Origin of the sequence: Vibrio sp. 10N.222.55.C6 (assembly GCF_041473395.1) — a bacterium.
In the GTDB taxonomy this organism is placed as follows: domain Bacteria; phylum Pseudomonadota; class Gammaproteobacteria; order Enterobacterales; family Vibrionaceae; genus Vibrio; species Vibrio crassostreae_C.
This window is the reverse complement of sequence record NZ_JBFRSD010000028.1, coordinates 192,853-216,625: the sequence shown is the minus strand read 5'-3', so window position 1 is coordinate 216,625 and position 23,773 is coordinate 192,853. Positions and strand designations below refer to the sequence as shown.

General features: G+C 46.2%; 14 protein-coding genes. 10 read left to right on the top strand and 4 right to left on the bottom strand.

Features of this window, described 5'->3' with window-relative positions:
- Positions 1–261: 261 nt before the first annotated feature.
- A complete protein-coding gene (gene arcA / locus AB4486_RS16625; protein WP_004741534.1) occupies positions 262–978 on the top strand; it encodes a two-component system response regulator ArcA in 717 nt (238 codons plus the stop codon).
- Positions 979–1,114: 136 nt separating this feature from the next.
- Here arcA and AB4486_RS16620 read toward each other — a convergent pair whose 3' ends face one another.
- The 4 genes from AB4486_RS16620 to AB4486_RS16605 all read right to left on the bottom strand — a co-directional run bounded on the left by AB4486_RS16620 (position 1,115) and on the right by AB4486_RS16605 (position 6,906).
- Positions 1,115–1,558 (bottom strand): hypothetical protein, encoded by a 444-nt coding sequence (locus AB4486_RS16620; protein ID WP_017062884.1) that lies wholly within the window; start codon positions 1,556–1,558, stop codon positions 1,115–1,117.
- A 7-nt stretch (positions 1,559–1,565) separates the two neighbouring features.
- Positions 1,566–3,935 carry an aerobic respiration two-component sensor histidine kinase ArcB gene (gene arcB, locus AB4486_RS16615; RefSeq protein ID WP_372117815.1) on the bottom strand — a complete coding sequence of 790 codons (2,370 nt, stop codon included), beginning with the start codon at positions 3,933–3,935 and terminating at the stop codon, positions 1,566–1,568.
- A gap of 174 nt (positions 3,936–4,109) precedes the next feature.
- Entirely contained in the window at positions 4,110–5,861 is a 1,752-nt protein-coding gene (locus AB4486_RS16610) for a diguanylate cyclase domain-containing protein (RefSeq protein ID WP_017059307.1), read from the bottom strand.
- Positions 5,862–5,952: 91 nt separating this feature from the next.
- A complete protein-coding gene (locus tag AB4486_RS16605; RefSeq protein WP_372117813.1) occupies positions 5,953–6,906 on the bottom strand; it encodes a TIGR01212 family radical SAM protein in 954 nt (317 codons plus the stop codon).
- A 529-nt stretch (positions 6,907–7,435) separates the two neighbouring features.
- Between AB4486_RS16605 and gltB (AB4486_RS16600) the strand changes: the two genes are divergently transcribed.
- From gltB (AB4486_RS16600) to AB4486_RS16560, 9 genes are all read left to right on the top strand, one after another.
- Positions 7,436–11,983 carry a glutamate synthase large subunit gene (gltB, locus tag AB4486_RS16600; RefSeq protein ID WP_372117811.1) on the top strand — a complete coding sequence of 1,516 codons (4,548 nt, stop codon included), beginning with the start codon at positions 7,436–7,438 and terminating at the stop codon, positions 11,981–11,983.
- On the top strand, positions 11,983–13,452 hold the full coding sequence (locus AB4486_RS16595; RefSeq protein WP_017066517.1) for a glutamate synthase subunit beta: 1,470 nt from the start codon (positions 11,983–11,985) through the stop codon (positions 13,450–13,452). Before gltB (AB4486_RS16600) ends, AB4486_RS16595 begins: the two co-directional genes overlap by 1 nt.
- Positions 13,453–13,880: 428 nt before the next feature.
- The gene (gene gltB, locus AB4486_RS16590) at positions 13,881–18,344 is read left to right on the top strand and encodes a glutamate synthase large subunit (protein ID WP_372111023.1); all 4,464 of its coding nucleotides are present in this window, start codon (positions 13,881–13,883) and stop codon (positions 18,342–18,344) included.
- A 16-nt stretch (positions 18,345–18,360) separates the two neighbouring features.
- Positions 18,361–19,773: an FAD-dependent oxidoreductase gene (locus tag AB4486_RS16585; RefSeq protein ID WP_372100350.1), complete on the top strand. Its 1,413-nt coding sequence runs from the start codon at positions 18,361–18,363 to the stop codon at positions 19,771–19,773.
- Positions 19,774–19,945: 172 nt separating this feature from the next.
- Entirely contained in the window at positions 19,946–20,374 is a 429-nt protein-coding gene (locus AB4486_RS16580; RefSeq protein WP_229647461.1) for a DUF1499 domain-containing protein, read from the top strand.
- Between the two features lie 127 nt (positions 20,375–20,501).
- On the top strand, positions 20,502–21,197 hold the full coding sequence (gene mtnN, locus AB4486_RS16575) for a 5'-methylthioadenosine/S-adenosylhomocysteine nucleosidase (RefSeq protein WP_012603226.1): 696 nt from the start codon (positions 20,502–20,504) through the stop codon (positions 21,195–21,197).
- A 10-nt stretch (positions 21,198–21,207) separates the two neighbouring features.
- Positions 21,208–22,161: a cobalamin biosynthesis family protein gene (locus AB4486_RS16570; protein ID WP_229647462.1), complete on the top strand. Its 954-nt coding sequence runs from the start codon at positions 21,208–21,210 to the stop codon at positions 22,159–22,161.
- Position 22,162: 1 nt separating this feature from the next.
- Positions 22,163–23,032, top strand: coding sequence for a vitamin B12 ABC transporter substrate-binding protein BtuF (gene btuF / locus AB4486_RS16565; protein WP_017062892.1), 870 nt, complete (start codon positions 22,163–22,165; stop codon positions 23,030–23,032).
- 74 nt (positions 23,033–23,106) lie between these two features.
- Positions 23,107–23,724: a TRIC cation channel family protein gene (locus AB4486_RS16560; protein ID WP_017070823.1), complete on the top strand. Its 618-nt coding sequence runs from the start codon at positions 23,107–23,109 to the stop codon at positions 23,722–23,724.
- The last annotated feature ends 49 nt before the right edge of the window (positions 23,725–23,773 follow it).

Below are 23,773 nucleotides of genomic sequence, written 5' to 3'. Positions count from 1 at the left end.
AACAAAGTGAATGGAATTAACATTCTCGCGTTGTTAGCATGCTGTTAACATTATAGAATCCACTCCAATCACTAAAAGAATGATTGAAAGGCGTACTGGATCTACGTTATTGGGCAATACTTCAAGGAAGGCAGATAGCTGGAAGTAAGTGTTTTTTTGAAAACTTTAAGTTATCATCAAAAATACATTACCTGTATGTTATGTTTTTGCCTAGAATTTATTCTATTAGCACAGTTTCGTCACAAATTTAGGTACCGCCAAATGCAAACCCCGCAGATTCTTATCGTTGAAGATGAGCAAGTAACTCGTAACACTCTAAAGAGTATTTTTGAAGCAGAGGGATATGCTGTTTTTGAGGCTAGCGACGGTGAAGAGATGCACCAAGTGCTATCTGACAACCAAGTTAACCTTGTAATTATGGACATCAACCTTCCAGGTAAGAATGGCCTACTACTTGCGCGTGAACTACGTGAGCAAGCAAACGTAGCGCTTATGTTCTTAACTGGTCGTGATAATGAAGTTGATAAGATCCTTGGCCTAGAGATCGGCGCTGATGACTACATCACTAAGCCTTTCAACCCTCGTGAACTGACTATCCGTGCACGCAACCTTCTGAACCGTTCAATGAGCACAAGCTCTGTTCAAGAAGAGAAGCGTAGCGTTGAGAAGTATGAGTTCAACGGTTGGGTACTAGATATCAACAGTCGTTCTCTGGTTAGCCCAGATGGCGAAGGCTACAAGCTACCTCGTTCAGAGTTCCGTGCTCTACTTCACTTCTGTGAGAACCCAGGTAAGATCCAAACACGTGCTGACCTTCTTAAGAAGATGACTGGCCGTGAGCTTAAGCCACACGATCGTACTGTAGACGTAACAATCCGTCGTATTCGTAAGCACTTTGAATCTGTTTCTGGTACGCCAGAAATCATCGCAACGATTCACGGTGAAGGCTACCGCTTTTGTGGTGACCTAGAAGACTAATTCGATTCGCGCCTCTTACCATTTAGCACTACTCACCAGTAAGTGTTTTGAACACTAGAAGCGTCATCAATAGTTATTAAAAAGGGAGAATGCCAACGCATTCTCCCTTTTTTATTGTTCTTAATTGGATAAGATTTTAGTAAACCGTATCCACCTTAACGTCTTTCTCTACTAACCACTTCACGGTTTCGCCATCTTTAAGTTCCACCGCCACATCAACAGGCTTGTCACTGTCGATTTCTAGCTGCCATACAAACGCGACTTCCCATTGAGTTTCACTGTGTGTTCTTAAATCAAGATCGTCAGCCGTTACCAACAAGGTGTCTGCACCCTGTTTAACCGTAACACTTTCAACCGCAAGCGTTGCTGGCAGTTGTGAGTCTGACTCTAGGTAGATAGCACCATGTAGGGTCTTATCTTGAGTCTCGCCAATCGTTGGCATCTTGTTGTGCCAAAGGTTGCTTTTCATGGTAACTGTTGCTGCAGATACTTCGACTTGATTATCTTGCTGCCATTCTACTTGTGGCGCAGAACAACCCGCTAATGCCACTACACATGCGGCGAATGCTAATTTTTTCATTATTCTTCTACCTTTGATTTAACCAACTCTTTAAAACTTCAATGTCATTCTGGTATTCGTTATTTATCTCATCAACCCAATCTGAAATGTTCTCCCACCACGCAGGCAAATCTGGAGATTGAGCTTTCTGGGCAACTTGTTGGATGCGTTTCAGACCAATAGAACCTGCAGCACCTTTAATCTTATGTGCCTCAGAAACGATACTGGCTTTATCTTTCGCGACCATGTTGGAGTTCAATATTTCCATATACTCCGGCATCATATCTTCGAACATCGCGATGCTATCCAAAACCAGTTTCGGTCCAACAATATCAACATAAGACTCTAGCATATCAATATCAAGCAAAGTGGTATCAATTTCTGAAAGAACAGGCTTACTCGCGTCGACTTTATCAATGCTCTCAACCTTATCGGTGCCCGCTACCTTCTCAATTACCTCTGGTGCATCTTCGATAAGTTCACTGATGACATCTTGGATAGCTCGAACCGACAAAGGTTTACTGATCGCTTCGTCCATGCCTTTCTGGAAGTACTCTTGCTTGTTGTTTAATACGTTCGCAGTTAACGCCACCAAAGGCGGTAGCTGGCTGTATTTCTCGCGGTAGTATTGAGCAATATCGAAACCCGTCATATCTGGCAGTTGGATATCCAACAACACCAAATCATAGTCTTCAGGATTGAAAGCAATTTGCGCCTCTTTACCCGTCATCACGACTGTCACTTCATGGCCAAGGCTTTCAAGTAGAGAGCGAGCCACTGTGATATTGAGTTCAATGTCTTCGACCATAAAGATCTTAAGATTCGACTGTTTTCTTGGCGTTTTGATCAGAGCCTGAGTATCGTGATTCACTGGAACTCGAATCGAAACCGTAAAGGTACTGCCAAAGCCCTCTTCACTGATGACTTCAATGTGGCCATCCATCATATTAATTAGCTGTTGAGAGACAGCGAGACCAATACCCGTGCCGACAGCGTGCAAGTTGTCCGTGCCCGATTTCACCTGATAGTACATCGCGAAGATCTTCTCGATTTCACTTTCAGGGATACCAATACCAGTATCTTCCACTTCCATCGTAATGTTGGCAAAGTCACCATCAATGTCGGCGCTGACTGTCATCACCACTCCACCATCTTTGGTGAACTTCATCGCGTTACTAACAAGGTTCCACAGTACCTGTCTAAGACGAGTACCATCCACCTCAACAGCAGCTGGAAGATCAGACAATCTTTCTAGATCGAACCTTAACCCTTTCTGCTCAGCCATCAACGCAGAGATACTTTCGATCTCGACAACGAAATCTTCAAAGTTAATAGGCGTAGGGAAGAGTTCAAGCTTACGGCGGTCGAACTTATCCATATCAATAATATCGTTGAAGATATTACCCAGTGTCACCGCGCTCACCTTGATGGTTTGCATCTGCTTGCGCTGTTCGGTGGTCAGTTGGCTATCAAGCAGCATGCGGCTCAAGCCAATGATGCCGTTGAGCGGCGTTCTTAACTCGTGGCTAATAGTTGAGATAAAGGTGGTCTTATCGCGGCTGGCTTTTTCTAACGACTCTTGATGCTCTTTACGTTCAGTAATATCGCGGCCAAAACCAACCAAGCCCAAGTGACGACCATCTTTGCTGTAGAAAGGCACTTTACGCAGTTCGAAGTAACTCTTGCGGCCATCTGGGTATTCAAGCCATTGGTCATAAGTCAGTGCTTGGTTGTCAGCAAATACTTTCTTATCGGTTTCAACAACTTGCTGAGCGACCTCTTTACTGTAAACATCCCAAGGAGTTAAACCAACTAGCTCTTTTTCTGTTTTACCAGTGAGCTCTTCAACCGCACGGTTACAACCAGAGAACACACCATCTTCATTACGGTAGTAAATAAGGTCAGGCGAGGCATCGATAAACGAGCGTAACAGTGCAGTACGTTCTGCGAGTTCAAGCTGAGTACGCTCGCGCTGGAACACCTCGTTTTCGAGATCTTGCATTGCTTCTGCGCGCGCTTCTTCCGCTTTTTCACGCTCTTCAATTTCTTGATTAAGCTTCTCGATATTGAGCTGCATTTTATTGTTGAGTTCTTGGTCTCGCTCACGCATGTCGCCAAGTTTAGAGACCAATTTCGCTAACCTTTGACGTGATTCTTCCAACTGGTCCACGACCACTGACAGAAAATAAACCGCCCAAGGCGTGATCACTAAACCGAAGAAAACTGAACGGACAATGTCGATGTCATCAACATTGCCTTTGAGTGCAAGGGTGATACCGACTTGCACAACAACAGCGAGGGCAACAAGCGCTAGGGCGAGTAAGATAGAAAAGCGGACAATCCCCAGTTTTACGAGTAGATCCACGTAATACTGGGCAAGATTTTTCATGGGTTTCATTTAGCGCTCCATGCGATAAGACTAGCAACATTCTACCCTGTTTGAAGATGGGAGGTAAGCTAGCTACATCACACGCAGCAAGTGTTCAGCGGTAATTTCGAAGGTTAATTAACCAATACAAATACTAACTAAGCAAAAATAGCCGGGGATAATCAAATTGCCAATTTTATAGCGTTAGCGAATTGAGTATGGATGCACCATTGAACGGTTGCGACCGTCTGATTTCGCTTGATACAACGCACTATCAGCCAAGGCAACAGCCGATTCCATTTCATCATCAGGTGTAGGAATGTAAGAGATAATACCAATACTCACCGTGATGAATTCAGAGACTGTCGACTTCTCATGCGCAAGTTCCAATTTTAGGACTTCATCATGAATACGCTGCGCCACCAGCTGAGCACCTTCGGTCGTTGTATTTGGCAGAATAAAGCCGAACTCTTCACCACCATAACGAGCCACACAATCAGATGAACGATTCAACACCTGCTTAAATGCCTGAGAAACCTGAATCAAAGCATCATCGCCTTGTTGGTGTCCGTAAAAGTCGTTGTAGCCTTTAAAGAAGTCGATATCACATAGCATGATCGTCAGTGGCAGCTTCTCACGCACATGATAATGCCACAGTGTAGAGAGCTGTTCATCGAAACGACGTCGGTTAGACACTTTAGTCAGGCTATCCATAAAGCTGAGGCGTTCAAGTTCAAGGTTGGCTTCTTCAAGCTTTTGTTCTGCTAGATAACGCTCTGTAATATCACGCGCCATGATCAACACACCATTAGTGCTCGATGCTGGATCTCTAAACGGTGATTTGACTACATCATACCAAGTAAATGTTCCATCACTTGAGACCACTTTGTCGATATAACGCAGTGATTTACTTTGATGAAGCACTTGATGATCGGTTTCTGATATTCGCGTATAGATGCTATGTGGCACCACATCTTGTAAACGTTTACCGATCAAGTCACTGACTTCAGAGATACCCAGCGCAGCCACAAATGGTTTATTACACGCTTGATAAACCATGTTTTCATTAAAGATACCAATCGAGTCTGGGCTGGCCTCCAGGAGGTTTTGCAAGATGGTGTCACGCTGCGCAAGTGCCACTTCGGTATCTTTTCGCTTCTCCATCTCGCCACGCAGTTTCTGCTGCATGTCATGCCAATCGGTCACATCATGACTAATAGAGAGCGTGCCGATGGTTTCTCCATCTTGGGAAAGCAGCACACTTTGGTAGGTTTCAAGCAAGCAGCTTTTTCCATCTTGATCTGTAGTCCAAGAGCGTTCACTTACACGACCTTTTAATACTCCACCAGAAACACTCAGGGTGCCCTCTTCAGCACGACCATGCCAAAACTTTTTAAACGAGCGATTACTCGTCACTAACTGACCTTTCTGATCTTTCACGTAGATCAGCTCAGACAAAGAATCCAAAGCGGTACGAGCAACATTCAGTTCTCGAACTTCTTGGGACAGTTCTTCGTTAGTGTTTTTATAAGGTGAGGCGTGAATCATCCAAGCCTGCTTATTTCTAAAATGGATCTTACGACCGATCAAGTTGATCTTGAACGACTCAAATTCAGAAAGCGCCCACAGGGAGACCTGCTCGAAGGCTCGAGAGTTGATGTGGTTGGTTAAGTAGTGACGAAAGCTGTTCTCGCTTTCCACAGTAGGAAAGCGAAAATTAACACCGATTTGGCGGATACCAAGCAACTGCATGGCTTGGCGATTGGCATAGAGTATTTCGCCACTTCGAACATCAACAAAGTAGAGTGGCGACGGGGTAGCAAGTAGAAGCGTTTCGATATGCGACTGATAACGAGAATAGAGATGCCAGCAGATGAGAGCAATCAGCAATACAACAACGATATAAATACCGTAGCCATACGCCCTGTCCCACAACCAAGTCATTACCAGTTCCATTTACTCTCAATCTATACCATAAAATCTGCTAGGGAAATGTTACCACTATTTATTGGTTTTATCTGCTGTTACCTACAGTCACCCATTTCTATTAATTGGCCGCGTTTAAAACAGGCAACGTGTACTCGAATGCAGAGCCCGTTTTGATGCCTTGAGCACCGGTTTTATCCAACGAACGACCTATTTCAGTCATCGCTAACCAGCGGTTCTCACACCATAAAGGAGAAAGTAAGGTTGGGCGTCTCGCCGCTGAAGAAACACGGTGATAAACCACGTCCGCAGGCGTGCGTTGAATGATCTCACTCGCGATATCGATGTACTCTTCAAGGCTTGGGGCTTCTAGCTTTCCTGCCTTCCACGCCTTAGCCATGGTACTGCCCTCTACTATATGAAGGCCGTGCAGCTTAATACCATCGGTGCCAACGGCTAATACCTTGTCTAAGGTTTCAAGGTTATCCGCTTTGGTTTCTTTTGGTAGACCAACAATCAGGTGAGTACACACCTTGATACCTAAAGCGCGTGCGCGTTGGGTGATCGTTTGATACACCGCAAAATCGTGGCCGCGGTTAATTCGCTTGAGGGTTTTATCATTGGCGGTTTGCAGGCCAAGCTCGAGCCAAATCTCATAGCCTTGTTTAACGTAGCCCGCTAACAGATCCAACACCGCATCAGGCACACAGTCTGGTCGCGTACCAACACAAAGGCCGACGATCTCTGCACCGGGTGCTTTTAGCGCCTCTTCATACATATTCTTGAGCACTTGCACCTCAGCATAAGTGCTGGTGTACGCCTGAAAGTAAGCCAGGTACTTCTTGGCACGAGCAATCTCACCCGCACGATCTTTTAGCTGGTCAGCAATACTTTGAATTTGAGTTTGTTCATCGGCAAAGGAAGCCACGTTACAAAACGTGCAACCTCCACGGCCAATTGTCCCGTCTCGGTTTGGGCAGCTGAAACCACCATGAAGCGTCAGCTTGTGAACCTTCTCGCCATAACGGCGTTGAAGGTCTTGGCCGATAGTATTGACCAACTCGTGTAATTGCATATTTTCAAAGCACTCAAGTAAATAAGAATGAATATCAGTCTTTTTTGAAAAAAAATTACATCCCTGCAAAATTCGACCAATTAGTTTACTCAAGGCTTTTTGCGAGCAACCTAACAAATATCAATAAACATGCAAAAAATCGGCTCTATTTGCCTAATGTTGCACATTTGTTAGGCATTAAATTCAAAATAAAACGAAAAAAATGGTCTACATGGGTCAACTTTCATTGCAATTCGCCTAGACAAAATTGTAGGATACTTACACATATTGGCTATTTTTGAGTATTTACTTACAACGAAAACTTGCTAATAAGTCGGTGATATCTAACTCCCACCTATATAAACCACTAGTTTGTGGTTAAAAATAAACAGGTATCACTAAGGATTGTTTTTCTCGCAATACTTTTCCTGCGAGATACGGAAAGGATTCAAACCGCCAGCATAGGCAGGTTTAGACCCATAAATATAAAAGGACAAGGCTGACTTTATACAAATAAGTTGCGCCTAGATTTAACTGGAAGGATGTATCTATGGTAGATCAAGAGCAGAACTCACAGGGTCTGTATACTCCTGAATTGGAGCATGACGCTTGTGGTATCGGTTTTGTTGCGCATCTAAAGAATCGCAAATCTCATGATGTAGTAACTCAAGCACTCGATATGCTTGCACGTATGGAACACCGTGGCGGCCAAGGCTGCGATCCGTGTTCTGGTGATGGTGCAGGTATCCTGCTACAGAAGCCGCACGAATTCTTACTAGAAGAAGCCGTAAAGCTTGGAATTAAGCTGCCATCTTTTGAAAAATATGGTGTTGGTGTTGTACTTTTCCCTAAAGATGAACACAAACGTGCACAGTGTCGTGACATTCTAGAACGCAATGCACAACGCCTTGAGTTAGAAGTTATCGGTTACCGTGAACTTCCAACGGACAATTCAATGATTGGTGCTGACCCACTAAGCACTGAACCTCAATTTGAACACGTATTTATTTCTGGCGGCCCTGGTATCACACCAGAAGAGCTTGAGCGTAAACTGTATGTTCTACGTAACTACACGGTTCGTGTATGCCTAGAAAGCGTTTCAAATATCGGTGATGACTTCTACATCAACTCTATGTCTTACAAGACATTGGTGTACAAAGGTCAGCTAACAACTGAACAAGTTCCTCAGTACTTCCTAGATCTGCAAAACCCAACCATGGTGACAGCTCTAGCACTAGTACACTCTCGCTTCTCTACCAATACATTCCCACGTTGGCGTCTAGCTCAGCCTTTCCGTTACATCGCGCACAATGGCGAAATCAATACGGTTCGCGGCAACCTGAACTGGATGAAAGCACGTGAAGCAATCCTAGAATCGGATCTGTTTACACAAGCTGAAATCGACATGCTGCTTCCTATCTGTCAGGAAGGTAGTTCGGATTCATCAAACTTCGATATGGCACTTGAGCTACTTGTTCTTTCAGGTCGTACTCTGCCACACGCGTTGATGATGATGATCCCGGAAGCATGGCAAGAAAACAAAAACATGGATCCAACTCGTCGTGCGTTCTACCAGTACCACGCGAACGTAATGGAACCATGGGATGGCCCAGCATCAGTATGTTTCACCGATGGTGTTCAAGTAGGTGCAACACTTGACCGTAACGGTCTGCGTCCTTCTCGCTACACAGTAACTAAAGACGACTTCCTAGTAATGGCGTCTGAGTCTGGTGTTGTTGAGATTGCACCTGAAAACGTTGAGTACCGTGGTCGTCTACAACCAGGTCGTATCTTCGTTGCTGACCTTGAGCAAGGCCGCATCATTTCTGATGAAGAAGTGAAAGACAGCATTGCTAAAGCACAACCTTACGAAAAGTGGGTTGAAGAGAACCTTCTGAGCCTGAAAAAGCTACCGGATGCGAGCAACGAATTTAGCCAACCTTCTCCAGAGAAACTACTACACAAACAACAATCGTTTGGCGTGAGTTCTGAAGAAGTAAACGAAATCATTCTACCTCTTGCGAAAACAGGCTACGAGCCACTTTCTGCAATGGGTGCTGACTGGCCGCTAGCGATTCTTTCTCACCAATCGCAGCACCTTTCAAACTACTTCAAACAGTTGTTTGCACAAGTAACTAACCCGCCGATCGACCCGATTCGTGAGCGCATGGTTATGTCTCTGAACACTTACCTAGGTAAAGACCAGAACTTACTTGCTGAAACACCTGAGCACTGTCAAAAAGTAGAACTTGAGTCTCCAGTACTGTCTAACTCTGAGTTAGAAAAACTGCGTGCAATCGATAACGAGCACCTTCAGGCGAAGACGCTGGATATCGTATTCCAAGCAAATGGCGACCAAGGTAAGTTAGAGCGCGCACTTAAGCGTATCTGCCAATACGCAGAAGACGCAGTGATTGATGGCTACTCTATCATCCTACTGACAGACCGTGCGGTTAACTCTAACCATGCCGCTATTCCAGCAATGCTGGCGGTTGGCGCGGTTCACCACCACCTAATCCGTAAAGGTCTACGTGCTAAGTGTGACATCGTTGTTGAAACGGGCGACGCTCGTGAGACACACCACTTTGCAACGCTTATCGGTTATGGTGCAAACGCAGTTAACCCATACCTAGTTATTGAAACGATTGTTGAACTGCAACGTACTAAGAAGCTAGATCCAAACGTACACCCACGTGAGTTATTCGATAACTACCGTAAAGGTGTTAACGGCGGTCTACTTAAGATCTTCTCTAAGATGGGGATCTCTACGCTGCAGTCTTACCACGGTGCACAAATCTTTGAAGCACTTGGTGTTAGCAAATCAGTGGTTGAAAAATACTTCACAGGTACTGTTTCTCGTATTCAAGGTCTGACGATCGACGATATCGCGCGAGAAGTATTGGTTCGTCACCGTGTTGGTTACCCAGCTCGTGAAATTCCAGCTCAGATCCTTGATGTTGGTGGTGTTTACCAGTGGAAACAACGTGGTGAGAAACACTTATTCAACCCAGAAACGATTTCTCTACTTCAAGAATCGACGCGTAACAAAGATTACGGTCAGTTCAAGAAGTACGCAAAAGCAGTTGATGACCAAGGCGACAACGCAGCAACGCTACGTAGCCAACTGGACTTCATCAAGAACCCTGCAGGCTCTATTCCTCTAGCAGAAGTAGAACCCATCGAGAACATTCTTAAGCGTTTCGCAACCGGCGCAATGAGCTTTGGTTCAATCTCGCATGAGGCTCACTCAACACTGGCTGTTGCGATGAACCGCATTGGCGCGAAATCAAACTCAGGTGAAGGTGGTGAAGATCCAGCACGTTTCGAACGTAAAGAAAACGGCGACTGGGAACGTTCAGCAATCAAACAGGTGGCTTCTGGTCGCTTTGGTGTAACGTCTTACTACCTATCTAACGCTGATGAGCTACAAATCAAGATGGCTCAAGGTGCGAAACCGGGCGAAGGTGGTCAACTACCTGGTGATAAGGTTGATGACTGGATCGGCGCAACGCGTCACTCGACTCCGGGCGTAGGTCTTATCTCGCCACCGCCACACCACGATATCTACTCAATCGAAGATTTGGCTCAGCTGATCTACGATCTGAAAAACGCGAACCGTAACGGTCGTGTCAACGTGAAGCTAGTATCAGAAGCTGGCGTAGGTACGATTGCATCGGGTGTAGCGAAAGCGAAAGCTGACGTGGTACTTATCGCAGGTTTTGATGGTGGTACGGGTGCATCTCCGATGTCTTCTATCCGTCATACCGGTCTGCCTTGGGAGCTGGGTCTAGCGGAAACGCACCAAACACTACTGAAAAACGGCCTACGTAACCGTATCGTTGTTCAATCTGATGGTCAGATGAAAACACCACGTGATCTTGCAGTAGCAACGTTACTTGGCGCTGAAGAATGGGGCGTAGCAACAGCAGCTCTAGTGGTTGAAGGCTGTATCATGATGCGTAAGTGTCACAAGAATACATGTCCTGTTGGTATCGCTACACAGAACAAGACTCTGCGTGAACGTTTCGACGGCCGCGTAGAAGACGTAGTCACTTTCTTCCAATACATGGCTGAAGGTCTGCGTGAAGTAATGGCTGAACTTGGCTTCCGCTCTATCGATGAGATGGTTGGTCAATCGCACAAACTTAAAGTTCGTGATGACATCGGCCACTGGAAGTACAAGAACCTAGATCTAACACCTGTACTGCACATTGAGCAGGCACGTGAAGAAGATGGTATCTACAACCAGACGCAACAAAACCACAACCTAGAAGACGTTCTAGACCGCAAGTTGATTCAAGCTGCGATTCCAGCTCTTGAGAAAGGCGAAGCCGTGAATGCGAGCTTCCCTATCATCAACACGGACCGCTCTGCTGGTACCATGCTGTCGAACGAAATCTCGAAGGTTTACAAAGACCAAGGTTTACCACAACCAATGAACGTTAAGTTCCACGGTAGTGCTGGCCAATCTTTCGGTGCGTTCCTTGCGAAAGGCGTTAAGTTCGAAGTAGAAGGCGACGCGAACGATTACTGGGGTAAAGGTCTGTCTGGCGGTACTTTGGTACTGTACCCAGATGCGAAATCTTCTATCGTTGCTGAAGATAACATCGTGGTTGGTAACGTATGTTTCTACGGTGCGACCTCAGGTGAATCTTTCATTCGCGGTATGGCAGGCGAACGTTTCTGTGTTCGTAACTCAGGTGCGAAGGTTGTTGTTGAGGGCGTTGGTGACCACGGTTGTGAATACATGACTGGTGGTGTTGCCATTATCCTTGGTTCAACAGGTCGTAACTTTGCTGCGGGCATGAGTGGCGGTGTTGCTTATGTATGGGATAAAGCGGGTGACTTCGAAACCAAGCTGAACTCTGAACTTGTAGACCTAGATCCAATTGAACAAGAAGATAAAGATCTTCTACTAGATATGCTAACGAAGCATGTTGAATTCACAGGAAGTGAAGTTGCTCAGTCTTTCCTAGACAACTTTGAAGCAAGTGTTGCATCGCTAGTTAAAGTAATGCCACGCGACTACAAAGCTGTTCTTGAAAAGCGTAAAGCTGAAGCACAACAGGCACAAACGGAAGAAGTGGAGGCAGTATAATGGGTAAGCCTACTGGATTTTTAGAACACGGTCGTGAGCTTCCAAAGAAGCTCGACCCGTCAGTTCGAATTGAAGACAACAAAGAGTTCGTACTTAACGAAGAGTTTGGTGAAAAGATCAATACTCAAGCCTCTCGTTGTATGGACTGTGGCGTACCTTTCTGTCACAACGGCTGTCCGATTGGTAACATCATCCCAGAATTCAATGATGCGGTTTACCGTGACAGCTGGGAAGAGGCTTGGAACATCCTAAGCTCTACCAACAACTTCCCTGAGTTTACCGGTCGTGTTTGTCCTGCTCCTTGTGAAAGTGCCTGTGTTCTTGGTATCAACCAAGACCCAATCACTATCTGTAATATCGAGAAAACGATTGTCGAAACTGCGTACCGTGAAGGGTACGCAAAACCTAAAACACCACGCTCTCGCACAGGTAAAACTGTCGCAGTTATCGGTTCAGGTCCTGCTGGCTTAGCCGCAGCGGAGCAGCTAAACAGCGCTGGTCACTCGGTAACGGTATTTGAACGTGACGAGAAAGTCGGTGGTCTACTTCGCTTCGGTATCCCAGACTTCAAACTGGGTATGGACGTGATTGATCGTAAGATCAACCTAATGGCTGAAGCGGGCGTTGAGTTTAAAGTTAACCAACACATCGGTGTTGATGTTAACGCTCAGCAGCTACGCCAAGAGTTTGATGTGGTATTGCTAACGGGTGGTTCTACGGTTCCACGTGACTTGCCAATCCCTGGTCGTGAGTTGAAAGGCGTTCACTTTGCCATGGAATTCCTTGGTCAAAACAACCGCCGTGCTAACAACCTAGATCTTAAAACAGAAGAGATTCACGCTAAAGATAAGCACGTTGTGGTTATCGGTGGTGGTGATACTGGTTCTGACTGTGTGGGCACATCAAACCGTCATAAGGCAGCGAGCATTACTCAGGTTGAGATCATGCCGATCCCACCAGAGAAGCGCCCTGCAAACATGCCTTGGCCTCAATACCCAATGATCATGAAAACCACCACTTCTCACGAAGAAGGTTGTGAACGTCACTGGAACATCTTAACCAAAGAGTTCATCGGTAACGAGCAAGGTCAAGTGACGGGTCTACGTATTGCTGACATCGTTTGGCAAGATGCGAAACCAGGTGAGCGTCCAGGCTTTGATGAAGTCGCGAACTCTGAACGTGTTATTCCTTGTGACATGGCATTCCTAGCAATGGGCTTCTTACACCCGGAGCCAACCGGCGTGCTTGCTCAACTAGACATTAAACTGGACGAGCGCGGTAACGTCGCTTCTGAAGGTTTTGCAACGAACCAGAAAGGCGTTTTCGCTGCTGGTGATATGCGTACTGGTCAATCTCTAGTTGTACGTTGTATTAATGAAGGTCGTGAATGTGCAATTGCGATTGATGACTTCTTAATGGGTAACTCAAACTTAGAAGCGAAAGCTGATTCACTCATGCTTTCCGCATAATATTTCTCGGGCTAACGTCAATTACGTTAGCCTAGAGGAAAAGCAATACCCTTCCTAACTTTTATATTTGGCTAGCACTCGATGCTAGCCTTTTTTCTATCTGGCCTTTGGCGTTTTCAAAATCATCCTGTTGTATATGTTAAATCTCGTTAACATTCACCTTATATATCTCATTGATATCCATCGACTATTTTAGATTATTAAGTGGCTAATCGCGTTTATGCATGATAATTAACCATGAACTTGACCTTAAACACAATTAGCTATACGTTGTAAAGCTGATGAAAATAAAATCAATCGGTTTTGTTAACACAACCAATAACGTTTTAACTGGCTAAAGCAAACTATCAGTTTATAAAAAACAACAAGTATATGAATAGTTAGTCATTTACTGTCTGGATGACAGAGAAGCAAAAGGGAGAATTGCAATGGCTCTATATGATCCTAGTCTTGAAAAAGACAACTGTGGATTTGGTTTAATAGCGCAAATGGAAGGCCAACCTAGTCATAAGTTGGTAAGAACTGCTATTTCAGCCCTCGATCGCATGACACACCGTGGTGGTATCGCTGCGGATGGTAAAACCGGGGATGGCTGTGGCTTATTACTACAGAAGCCTGACTCTTATCTCAGAATTATTGCTGAAGAGAATAACTTCAAGCTCGGCAAGCAATACGCTGTCGGCATGATTTTCTTCAGCCAAGATCCAATCAAAGCGCAATCCGCGCAAGACATCGTCAATAAAGAGCTAGCTCAAGAGACCTTAACGGTTGCAGGTTGGCGCGTAGTACCGACCAACACCGACGTATTAGGTCCGATTGCCAAAGATTCAGTTCCCAATATTCAGCAAGTGTTTATCTCGGCCCCCGCGGGTTGGCGTGAACGCGATATTGAACGACGCCTTTATATCGCTCGTCGCAGAATTGAAAAACAGATCACCGAAGACAAAGATTTCTATATTTGTAGCCTTTCAACACAAGTAATGGTCTACAAAGGTCTGTGTATGCCAGCCGATCTTCCGCGATTTTACCTCGATCTTGCAGACTTACGTATGGAATCTGCAATATGTCTGTTCCACCAGCGTTTCTCAACCAATACTCAACCACGCTGGCCACTGGCTCAACCATTCCGCTATTTAGCGCACAATGGTGAGATCAATACCATTGAAGGTAACCGACAATGGGCTAAGGCTCGTGCCTATAAATTCTCTTCGCCGTTGCTGCCAGATTTACAAACCGCCGCACCCTTTGTGAATGAGACAGGCTCAGATTCATCAAGCCTAGATAACATGCTCGACCTGTTCCTTGCCGGTGGTATGGATGTGTTCCGAGCGATGCGCATGCTTGTGCCGCCCGCTTGGCAAAACCACCCAGATATGGACCCAGATCTACGTGCATTCTACGACTTCAACTCCAAGCACATGGAACCGTGGGATGGCCCTGCAGGTATCGTACTTTCTGATGGTCGTTACGCTGCGTGTAACCTCGATAGAAACGGCCTGCGTCCTGCGCGTTATGTGATTACCAAAGACAATCTAATCACGCTCGCATCAGAAGTCGGTATCTGGAACTACGCACCGGATGAAGTCGCAGAGAAAGGCCGTGTTGGCCCGGGCGAACTGTTGGTAATAGATACTCGCCGCGGCAAGCTATGGCAATCTAATGAGATCGACAATGACCTCAAAGGCCGCCACCCATATAAAGAGTGGATGGAAAAGAACGTTCACAAGTTAACGCCATTTTCTGCGCTGCAAGATGAGCAAGTCGGTAAGCGCAGCTTTGACGATGACACGCTCAAGACCTACCAAAAACAGTTTGCGATGAGCAACGAAGAGTCCGACCAAGTGCTGCGTGTGCTTGGTGATATGGGACAGGAAGCGGTAGGCTCAATGGGCGATGATACGCCGATGGCTGTGCTCTCTTCAAAAGAGCGTCTGGTTACTGATTACTTCCGCCAGAAATTTGCACAGGTCACCAACCCACCGATTGATCCACTGCGTGAAAAACACGTGATGTCTTTGGCGACCAGTATTGGTAAAGAGATGAACGTGTTCTGTGAAACAGACGGTCACGCCTATCGTGTCACGTTTGATTCACCAGTACTGCTTTACTCTGACATGCAGCAGCTTCTGCAGTTGAGTCAAAAACATTATCGTCATGTCATTCTCAGCATGCACTACGATCCTAACCATCAAGACCTTGAACAAGCAATCAAAGCAGTATGTGATAGCGCCGAACAAGAAGTCAGCGAAGGTGCGGTTTTAGTTGTGCTGTCGGACAAAGGTTTAGATAAAGGAAAACTACCGATCCCTGCAGCCATGTTGGTTGGTGCGGTGCAAACAAGGCTTGCTGATACCAACCTGCGTTGTGATGCCAACATCGTTGTTGAGACAGCAACTGCGCGCGACCCACACCAATTTGCTGTGCTGCTTGGCTTCGGTGCAACCGCGGTTTACCCATACCTCGCTTATGAAGCGTTAGGTAAAATGTTGGATGATGGCTCTTTAGATAAAGATTATCGTGCCGCAATGCAAAATTACCAAAACGGCATCAACAAAGGTCTGTACAAGATCATGTCGAAGATGGGAATTTCAACCATTGCCTCTTATCGCTGTTCACAGCTTTTCGAAGCCGTTGGCCTTCATTCCGATGTTGTTGAGCTCTGTTTCCGCGGAGTTACTACTCGAATCCAAGGCGCAAGCTTTAGCGATTTCCAGCAAGATATCTATAACTTATCTCGTAAAGCCTGGACTAAGCGTAAGCCAATCGAGCACGGTGGTTTACTCAAATACGTACACGGCGGCGAATATCACGCCTATAACCCTGATGTGGTTGGCACTCTGCAAACTGCAGTAAAAACAGGTGAGACATCGGATTATCTCTCTTTTGCTAAGCAAGTAAATGCTCGTCCAGCTGCGATGTTACGCGACTTAATGAGCCTCAAAAAAGCCGATCAGCCTCTACCACTAGAGCAAGTCGAGCCTAACAGCGATCTGTTTAAACGCTTCGACTCTGCGGCAATGTCGATCGGTGCTTTGAGCCCAGAAGCGCATGAAGCATTAGCAATGGCGATGAACCGCTTGGGTGGTTACTCAAACTCTGGTGAAGGTGGTGAAGACCCTCGACGCTTTGGTACTGACCGTAACTCTCGTATCAAGCAGATAGCTTCCGGTCGTTTTGGTGTGACGCCACATTACTTAACCAATGCGGATGTTTTGCAGATCAAGGTCGCGCAAGGTGCGAAGCCTGGAGAAGGTGGTCAACTGCCCGGCCATAAAGTTACCGCAGAAATCGCTAAGCTGAGATATTCAGTTCAAGGGGTGACACTGATCTCCCCTCCTCCACATCACGATATTTATTCTATCGAGGATCTAGCGCAGCTGATTTTCGACCTTAAACAAGTGAACCCTAAAGCCTTGGTTTCAGTAAAGTTAGTATCGGAACCGGGTGTAGGCACGATTGCAACTGGTGTAGCGAAAGCCTATGCCGATCTGATCACCATTTCTGGCTACGATGGCGGTACCGCGGCAAGCCCTCTAACCTCGGTAAAATACGCAGGTTGCCCTTGGGAGCTTGGCTTAGCAGAAACTCAACAAGCACTGGTTGCTAACGGGCTTCGTCATAAGATCCGCCTGCAAGTCGATGGTGGTTTAAAAACTGGCCTTGATGTGATTAAAGGTGCGATTCTCGGTGCAGAAAGCTTTGGTTTTGGTACCGCGCCAATGGTCGCAATGGGTTGTAAGTTCTTACGAATTTGTCACCTAAACAACTGTGCGACGGGTGTTGCGACTCAAGATGAAACACTACGCCGCGAATACTTCAAAGGCCTGCCAGACATGGTGGTGAACTACTTTACAGGCCTAGCCGATGAAGTTCGCCAATACCTTGCAGAACTCGGCGTAGAAAAACTCACGGACCTGATTGGTCGTACTGACTTACTTGAAGCCGTTCAAGGCCTCACCGCGAAACAGAACAAGCTCGATCTCTCTTCAATACTCGAAGCTCCGGTATCTCCAGAAGGTCACCCACTGTTTTGGACCGAGCCAAACGCACCATTTGATAAAGCTCAGCTCAACCAGCAGATTCTGGATGATGCACTCGATGCAATTGAGAAACGTCAATCCACCAGCCTTTACTACAACGTGATCAACACAGACCGCTCGATTGGTGCTCGTATCTCTGGTGAAATTGCTAAGCGATACGGCAACCAAGGGATGGCAGGTTCACCAATCAAGTTATATCTCGACGGTACAGCAGGCCAATCTTTTGCGGTTTGGAACGCAGGCGGCGTTGAGCTTTACCTAACAGGCGATGCCAATGACTATGTTGGCAAAGGCATGGCTGGCGGCAAAGTGGTTATCAAGCCTCACCAAGGCACCGCATTTACTTGTAACGAAGCGACCATCATAGGCAACACCTGTCTGTATGGCGCAACTGGAGGCAAGCTGTTTGCAGCTGGTACGGCTGGCGAACGATTTGGCGTACGTAACTCAGGTACGGTTGCTGTGATTGAAGGCGCTGGTGACAACGCCTGTGAATACATGACCGGCGGTATTGTTGCCATTCTTGGCGCAACTGGCGTCAACTTCGGCGCCGGTATGACAGGTGGTTTTGCTTATGTCATGGATAAGAACGAAGACTTCCAAGGTCGAGTAAATAACGAGTCGGTCGAGGCACTTTCTCTGTCTGACTTATTTATCCACCAAGAACATCTGCGTGGCTTAATTGCAGAGCACTTAGAAGAGACTGGCTCAGTACACGCTGAAGCTATTCTGGCGAACTTTGATGAATGGATTCCGAAGTTCTACCTAGTGAAGCCGAAGACGGCGGACCTTAATACCTTGCTCGGTCATCAAAGCCGCAGCTCTGCTGAACTTCGTGTTCAAGCGCAATAATTGGAAGGAGCCAATAATGAGCCAGAATGTATACCAATTTATTGATGTGAATCGCGTAGATCCAGCGAAGAAACCAATCAAAATTCGTAAGATTGAGTTTGTAGAGATCTACGAACCTTTCACTAAACAACAAGCTAAGGCGCAAGCTGACCGCTGTTTAGACTGTGGTAATCCTTACTGTGAATGGAAGTGCCCAGTCCACAACTACATCCCTCAATGGCTCAAGCTTGCCAATGAAGGGCGCATTATCGAAGCGGCTGAACTGTCCCACCAAACCAACAGCTTGCCTGAGGTTTGCGGACGAGTTTGTCCTCAAGACCGTTTGTGTGAAGGCTCTTGTACCCTCAACGACGATTTCGGCGCAGTAACCATCGGCAACATTGAAAAATACATCAATGACAAAGCGTTTGAGATGGGTTGGAAGCCAGACATGTCGCATGTCGAATGGACTGATAAAAAGGTCGCAATCATCGGTGCAGGCCCCGCAGGTCTTGCTGCTGCTGATATCTTAGTTCGAAACGGTGTGAAGGCCGTAGTATTTGACCGCTATCCGGAGATCGGTGGCCTACTGACGTTTGGTATTCCATCGTTCAAGCTTGAGAAAGGCATCATGGAAAATCGTCGCCGTATCTTTAGCGAGATGGGCGTCGAGTTCCAAATGAATACCGAAGTCGGCAAAGATGTACAACTTCAGCAACTCGTCGATGACTACGACGCTGTTTTCCTTGGTGTCGGCACCTATAAAAACATGCGTGCGGGTTTAGACAACGAAGATGCACCGGGTGTTTATGATGCTCTGCCATTCTTGATTTCTAATACCTACAAGGTCATGGAACTGGAAAACCCAACCCCATTTATCGATATGCAAGGTAAGAAAGTCGTCGTGCTTGGTGGTGGTGATACGGCGATGGACTGCGTTCGAACCTCTATTCGTCAGAATGCGGCAGATGTGGTGTGTGCTTACCGCCGAGATGAAGCCAACATGCCAGGTTCTCGCCGTGAGGTAAAAAATGCACGTGAAGAGGGGGTGAAGTTCAAGTTCAACCTACAACCTATCGGCTTAGAGCTTAACAGCGCTGGTCATGTGGTTGGTGTGAAATTCGTGAAAACCGCTTTGGGTGAGCCTGATGAAGCAGGCCGTCGTCGTCCAGAACCTGTCGAAGGCAGTGAGCATGTTCTTGAGGCTGATGCCGTAATTATGGCATTTGGTTTCCAACCTCATACGATGGAATGGCTAGAACCTTTCGGTGTGGAGCTCGATCAGTGGGGTCGCATCAAGGCTCCTAACAAACAAGAGTTTCAATACCAAACCACCAACAGCAAGATATTTGCAGGTGGCGATGCGGTTCGAGGATCTGACTTAGTGGTGACCGCTATCGATGAAGGCCGTAAAGCCGCAGAAGGGATCTTGGACTACCTAGAAGTGTGACTAATCTAAGGTATCCTTTATTACTCAGGCCGTTACTATAAAAAAGGGATCCAATGATGGATCCTTTTTTGAATTAGATACGTTTATCACAAGCATATCGAAAAATACGTAAAACAATCGCAAACAAGCCAATACCTATAACTACAATTAAAACAACGCCATAGGAAACACTATGAAAAAAGCCGCTCTCCTCTCTCTATCTCTTTTGACTTTAACCGCTTGCAGCCAAGGAATCACGGACATGAAAGACAGAACTTCATCACCTTGTGGAGACAAACCAAACTGCGTATCAACTCAAGATGACCGTGAGCAGCACGCATTGGCCGCGTTTGAGTTGTCAGATTCAGCGAACTTGGATGCGATTGAGCAGGTTGCACTAACCTTACCGGGATCGAAAACCGCGAGTAAAACAGAAGATTATCTGCGTGTTGAATGTACCTCTCGCATCATGCGTTTTGTCGATGACTTAGAGCTTAAGATCACGGATGGCAAACTGATCGTGCGTTCAGAGTCTCGTACTGGCCATTCTGATTTTGGCGTAAACCGAAAACGAGCTGAACAACTTCGTGCTAGCTTGAAAAGCGAAGACCTAATCAAATAGATAAAAGAATACGCAGATAAATCACTACTATTCGGATGAGAAGTGCCTCTGGGCAGTCGCTCGACACTTCTTATCCATGCTACAATTTCGCTCTACTGTTTAAATATTATTTATTAAGAGACTACACATGAAAATCGGCATCATTGGCGCAATGGAGCAAGAAGTTGCGATCCTAAAAGCAGCAATTTCAGACATTACTGAAGTTAATAAAGGCGGTTGTACCTTTTTCTCTGGTCAGCTAAATGGTGTTGACGTTGTTTTGCTTCAATCTGGCATTGGTAAAGTAGCAGCGGCTGTTGGTACTTCAATCCTACTAAGCGAATACCAACCAGATGTCGTTCTTAACACGGGCTCTGCTGGCGGTTTTGATTCAACACTGAACCTTGGCGATGTGGTTATCTCTACTGAAGTTCGTCACCACGATGCAGACGTTACGGCTTTCGGTTACGAAATCGGCCAAATGGCAGGTCAACCTGCAGCGTTCAAAGCTGACGACAAGCTGATGGCTGTTGCAGAACAAGCACTAGCACAAATGGAAGATAAGCACGCCGTTCGTGGCCTTATCTGTACTGGTGACGCATTTGTTTGTACAGCAGAACGCCAAGAGTTCATCCGTAAGCACTTCCCATCAGTGGTAGCTGTAGAGATGGAAGCATCGGCTATCGCTCAAGCTTGTCACCAATTCCAAGTACCATTCGTGGTTGTTCGTGCAATCTCTGATGTTGCAGACAAAGAATCACCAATGAGCTTCGAAGAGTTCCTGCCACTAGCAGCGCAAAGCTCTTCTGAAATGGTTATCAAGATGGTTGCCCTACTAAAGTAAGCGACTAGACATGCAAACACTGTTTGATCAGGTATTTGCAAATGGCGTGCTCCTTGTGATGTGGGGAGCACTGCTTTTTCATTTAATTTTACCTATCCCCCATGCCGCACACCCCACGACCTTATGGCATAAGTTTGCTGAGCTTTTAGCAAGCAAGGTTAATAACAACCACAACTATTCCCAAAGCTTAATCTCAGGTACATTAGCTTGGGGGTTAATGGTACTGCCAACTCTGGTTATTCTCTTGGCACTGCAATCGTTGGTTTGGCAATCTCAACTGTTTGAATTGGCACTGTTATTACTCGCGATTGATTGGCGCAATAATGAAAAGCTGGCTAACCAACTGATCAAAGCACTTGGCCGAGAAGATAAAGCGGCCGCTCGTCAGTTACTGGCTCCGATTGTCAATCGTCAAACCGAATCACTTTCGTCACTTGGCCTCGGCAAAGCCGCCACAGAAACCATCATCATGGGTTACGCTCGTAACGTAGTTTGTGTGTTTTTCTGGTACGCCATTGGTGGTGGAATCGCTGCGTTAATGTATCGCCTTGTGGTCGAGTTAGCTCGAGCTTGGTCGCCAAGTCGCAAGCAATTTTCTCCGTTCGGCTCAACGGCGATCAAGATAGTCGCGATTCTCGAATTTATACCGATGCGTTTGTTTGCTTTGATGATCGTATGTGGTGATAAAGCAACGCACACATTTAAGATGATGTTAGTCCAAAGTCGCTCTTGGCCACTACCCGGCCCAGCCTGGTTGATCACGGCTGTTGGCAACAAGCTTGAACTATCATTGGGTGGCCCTGCGATTTACGACAACACTAAAGCCATTCGCGCAAAATTAGGCGGAAGAATCGCACCGTCAGCTCTGCATCTATCTCAGGTTCAGAAACTACTCTTTGGTCGCATCGCTATCTGGATATTTTTACAAAGCCTAGCCTTACTATTTATTCACCAAGGGATTTAGAGTGGAATCTTCAGCACTTGTTACAAGCCTTACTATTTTGTCTTCCAGCTTATGGCTGCCTTTATCATTTGCAGAAGAAGTACCACTGACTCAAGAACAAGTACAGCCGGCTCAACGCGTGGTCAGCCTTGCTCCTCATGCCACTGAACTCGCGTACAGCGCAGGTTTAGGTAACAACCTTGTCGCCGTAAGTGAACGAAGTGATTACCCACCACAAGCCGATAAGCTTGAAAAAGTGGCAAACTATCAAGGTATCAAGGTTGAGAAGATCATCGCACTTCAGCCTGATTTGATTCTTGCGTGGCCAGCGGGAAACCCGCCCAGAGAGCTCGCGAAACTAGAGCAATTTGGTTTTAATATTTACTACTCCAAGACCAAAAGCCTAGACAGTATCGCAACCAATATTGAACAACTGAGCCAATACGCTAGCGATCCAAGTATTGGCGAAAATAACGCTCAGCAATACAGAGAGCAGCTCAACGCCTTGAGACTAAAATACAAAGATGCCGAGTCAGTAAACTACTTCTACCAACTCAGTGAAAAGCCGATCATCACTGTTGCTCAAGGACACTGGCCAAGTGAGGTGTTTGAGTTTTGTGGTGGACACAATATTTTTGAAGACAGCGCCTCGCCATATCCGCAAGTTGGTATTGAACAAGTTGTATTAAGAAAACCGCAAGTGATCTTCACTTCTCAGCACGCGATTGAGAATGGAACCATGTGGCAAACATGGGAAGATGAAATCCCAGCAGTCGCTCAAAATCAGATTTGGTCCCTCAATTCAGACTGGATTAATCGCCCGACAACAAGAACTTTGAAAGCGATCCAACAAGTATGCGATTTCTTCGATAGAGCTAGGCAAAATCACTAACTATTTGCTGCGTTTTTTCGTACAATTCGCCACCGACCTGTCCCTACAATTTTAACTATAAGAGCACCAGTATCATGGACTCCATGCTGCTTTATATTATCGATTTATTTGGCACTGCCATCTTTGCTGTCTCAGGCGTATTTGTCGCAGGCCGTCTTAAGATGGATCCCTTTGGCGTAGCCGTTCTAGGCAGTGTTACCGCAATTGGTGGCGGCACAATTCGTGACATGGCATTGGGTGCAACTCCCGTGTTTTGGATCACCGATACCACCTACCTTTGGGTCATCATCATCACCTGTTTGTTGACCATGATTATTGTAAGACGCCCGAAACGTCTGGCTTGGTGGATATTGCCGGTATGTGATGCGATTGGCCTAGCGGTGTTTGTTGGCATTGGTGTAGAAAAAGCACTTATCTATCAAGATTCAGCACTAGTGGCGATCATCATGGGTGTCATCACCGGCTGCGGTGGCGGTATTATCCGCGACGTACTTGCCCGTGAAGTGCCTATGATTCTAAGAAGTGAAGTCTACGCGACCGCTTGTATCATTGGTGGCGCTTTCCATACCGTGGCGATCAGCATGGGGCACGACTCAGAAACTGCATTTCTGGCCGGCGTGTTCTCAACACTATTGATCAGGCTTGGCGCTATTCGTTGGCATTTATCATTGCCGACCTTCGCCATCAAATAAGCTATCGTTACAAAGTGAAAGGCTCCGCAAAGGGGCCTCTATCATCTAC

Bases quoted from the DNA above. Each gene is read 5' to 3' on its own strand.
- arcA (WP_004741534.1), top strand. From the start codon at position 262: ATGCAAACCCCGCAGATTCTTATCGTTGAAGATGAGCAAGTAACTCGT.
- AB4486_RS16620 (WP_017062884.1), bottom strand. From the start codon at position 1,558: ATGAAAAAATTAGCATTCGCCGCATGTGTAGTGGCATTAGCGGGTTGT.
- arcB (WP_372117815.1), bottom strand. From the start codon at position 3,935: ATGAAACCCATGAAAAATCTTGCCCAGTATTACGTGGATCTACTCGTA.
- AB4486_RS16610 (WP_017059307.1), bottom strand. From the start codon at position 5,861: ATGGAACTGGTAATGACTTGGTTGTGGGACAGGGCGTATGGCTACGGT.
- AB4486_RS16605 (WP_372117813.1), bottom strand. From the start codon at position 6,906: ATGCAATTACACGAGTTGGTCAATACTATCGGCCAAGACCTTCAACGC.
- gltB (WP_372117811.1), top strand. From the start codon at position 7,436: ATGGTAGATCAAGAGCAGAACTCACAGGGTCTGTATACTCCTGAATTG.
- AB4486_RS16595 (WP_017066517.1), top strand. From the start codon at position 11,983: ATGGGTAAGCCTACTGGATTTTTAGAACACGGTCGTGAGCTTCCAAAG.
- gltB (WP_372111023.1), top strand. From the start codon at position 13,881: ATGGCTCTATATGATCCTAGTCTTGAAAAAGACAACTGTGGATTTGGT.
- AB4486_RS16585 (WP_372100350.1), top strand. From the start codon at position 18,361: ATGAGCCAGAATGTATACCAATTTATTGATGTGAATCGCGTAGATCCA.
- AB4486_RS16580 (WP_229647461.1), top strand. From the start codon at position 19,946: ATGAAAAAAGCCGCTCTCCTCTCTCTATCTCTTTTGACTTTAACCGCT.
- mtnN (WP_012603226.1), top strand. From the start codon at position 20,502: ATGAAAATCGGCATCATTGGCGCAATGGAGCAAGAAGTTGCGATCCTA.
- AB4486_RS16570 (WP_229647462.1), top strand. From the start codon at position 21,208: ATGCAAACACTGTTTGATCAGGTATTTGCAAATGGCGTGCTCCTTGTG.
- AB4486_RS16560 (WP_017070823.1), top strand. From the start codon at position 23,107: ATGGACTCCATGCTGCTTTATATTATCGATTTATTTGGCACTGCCATC.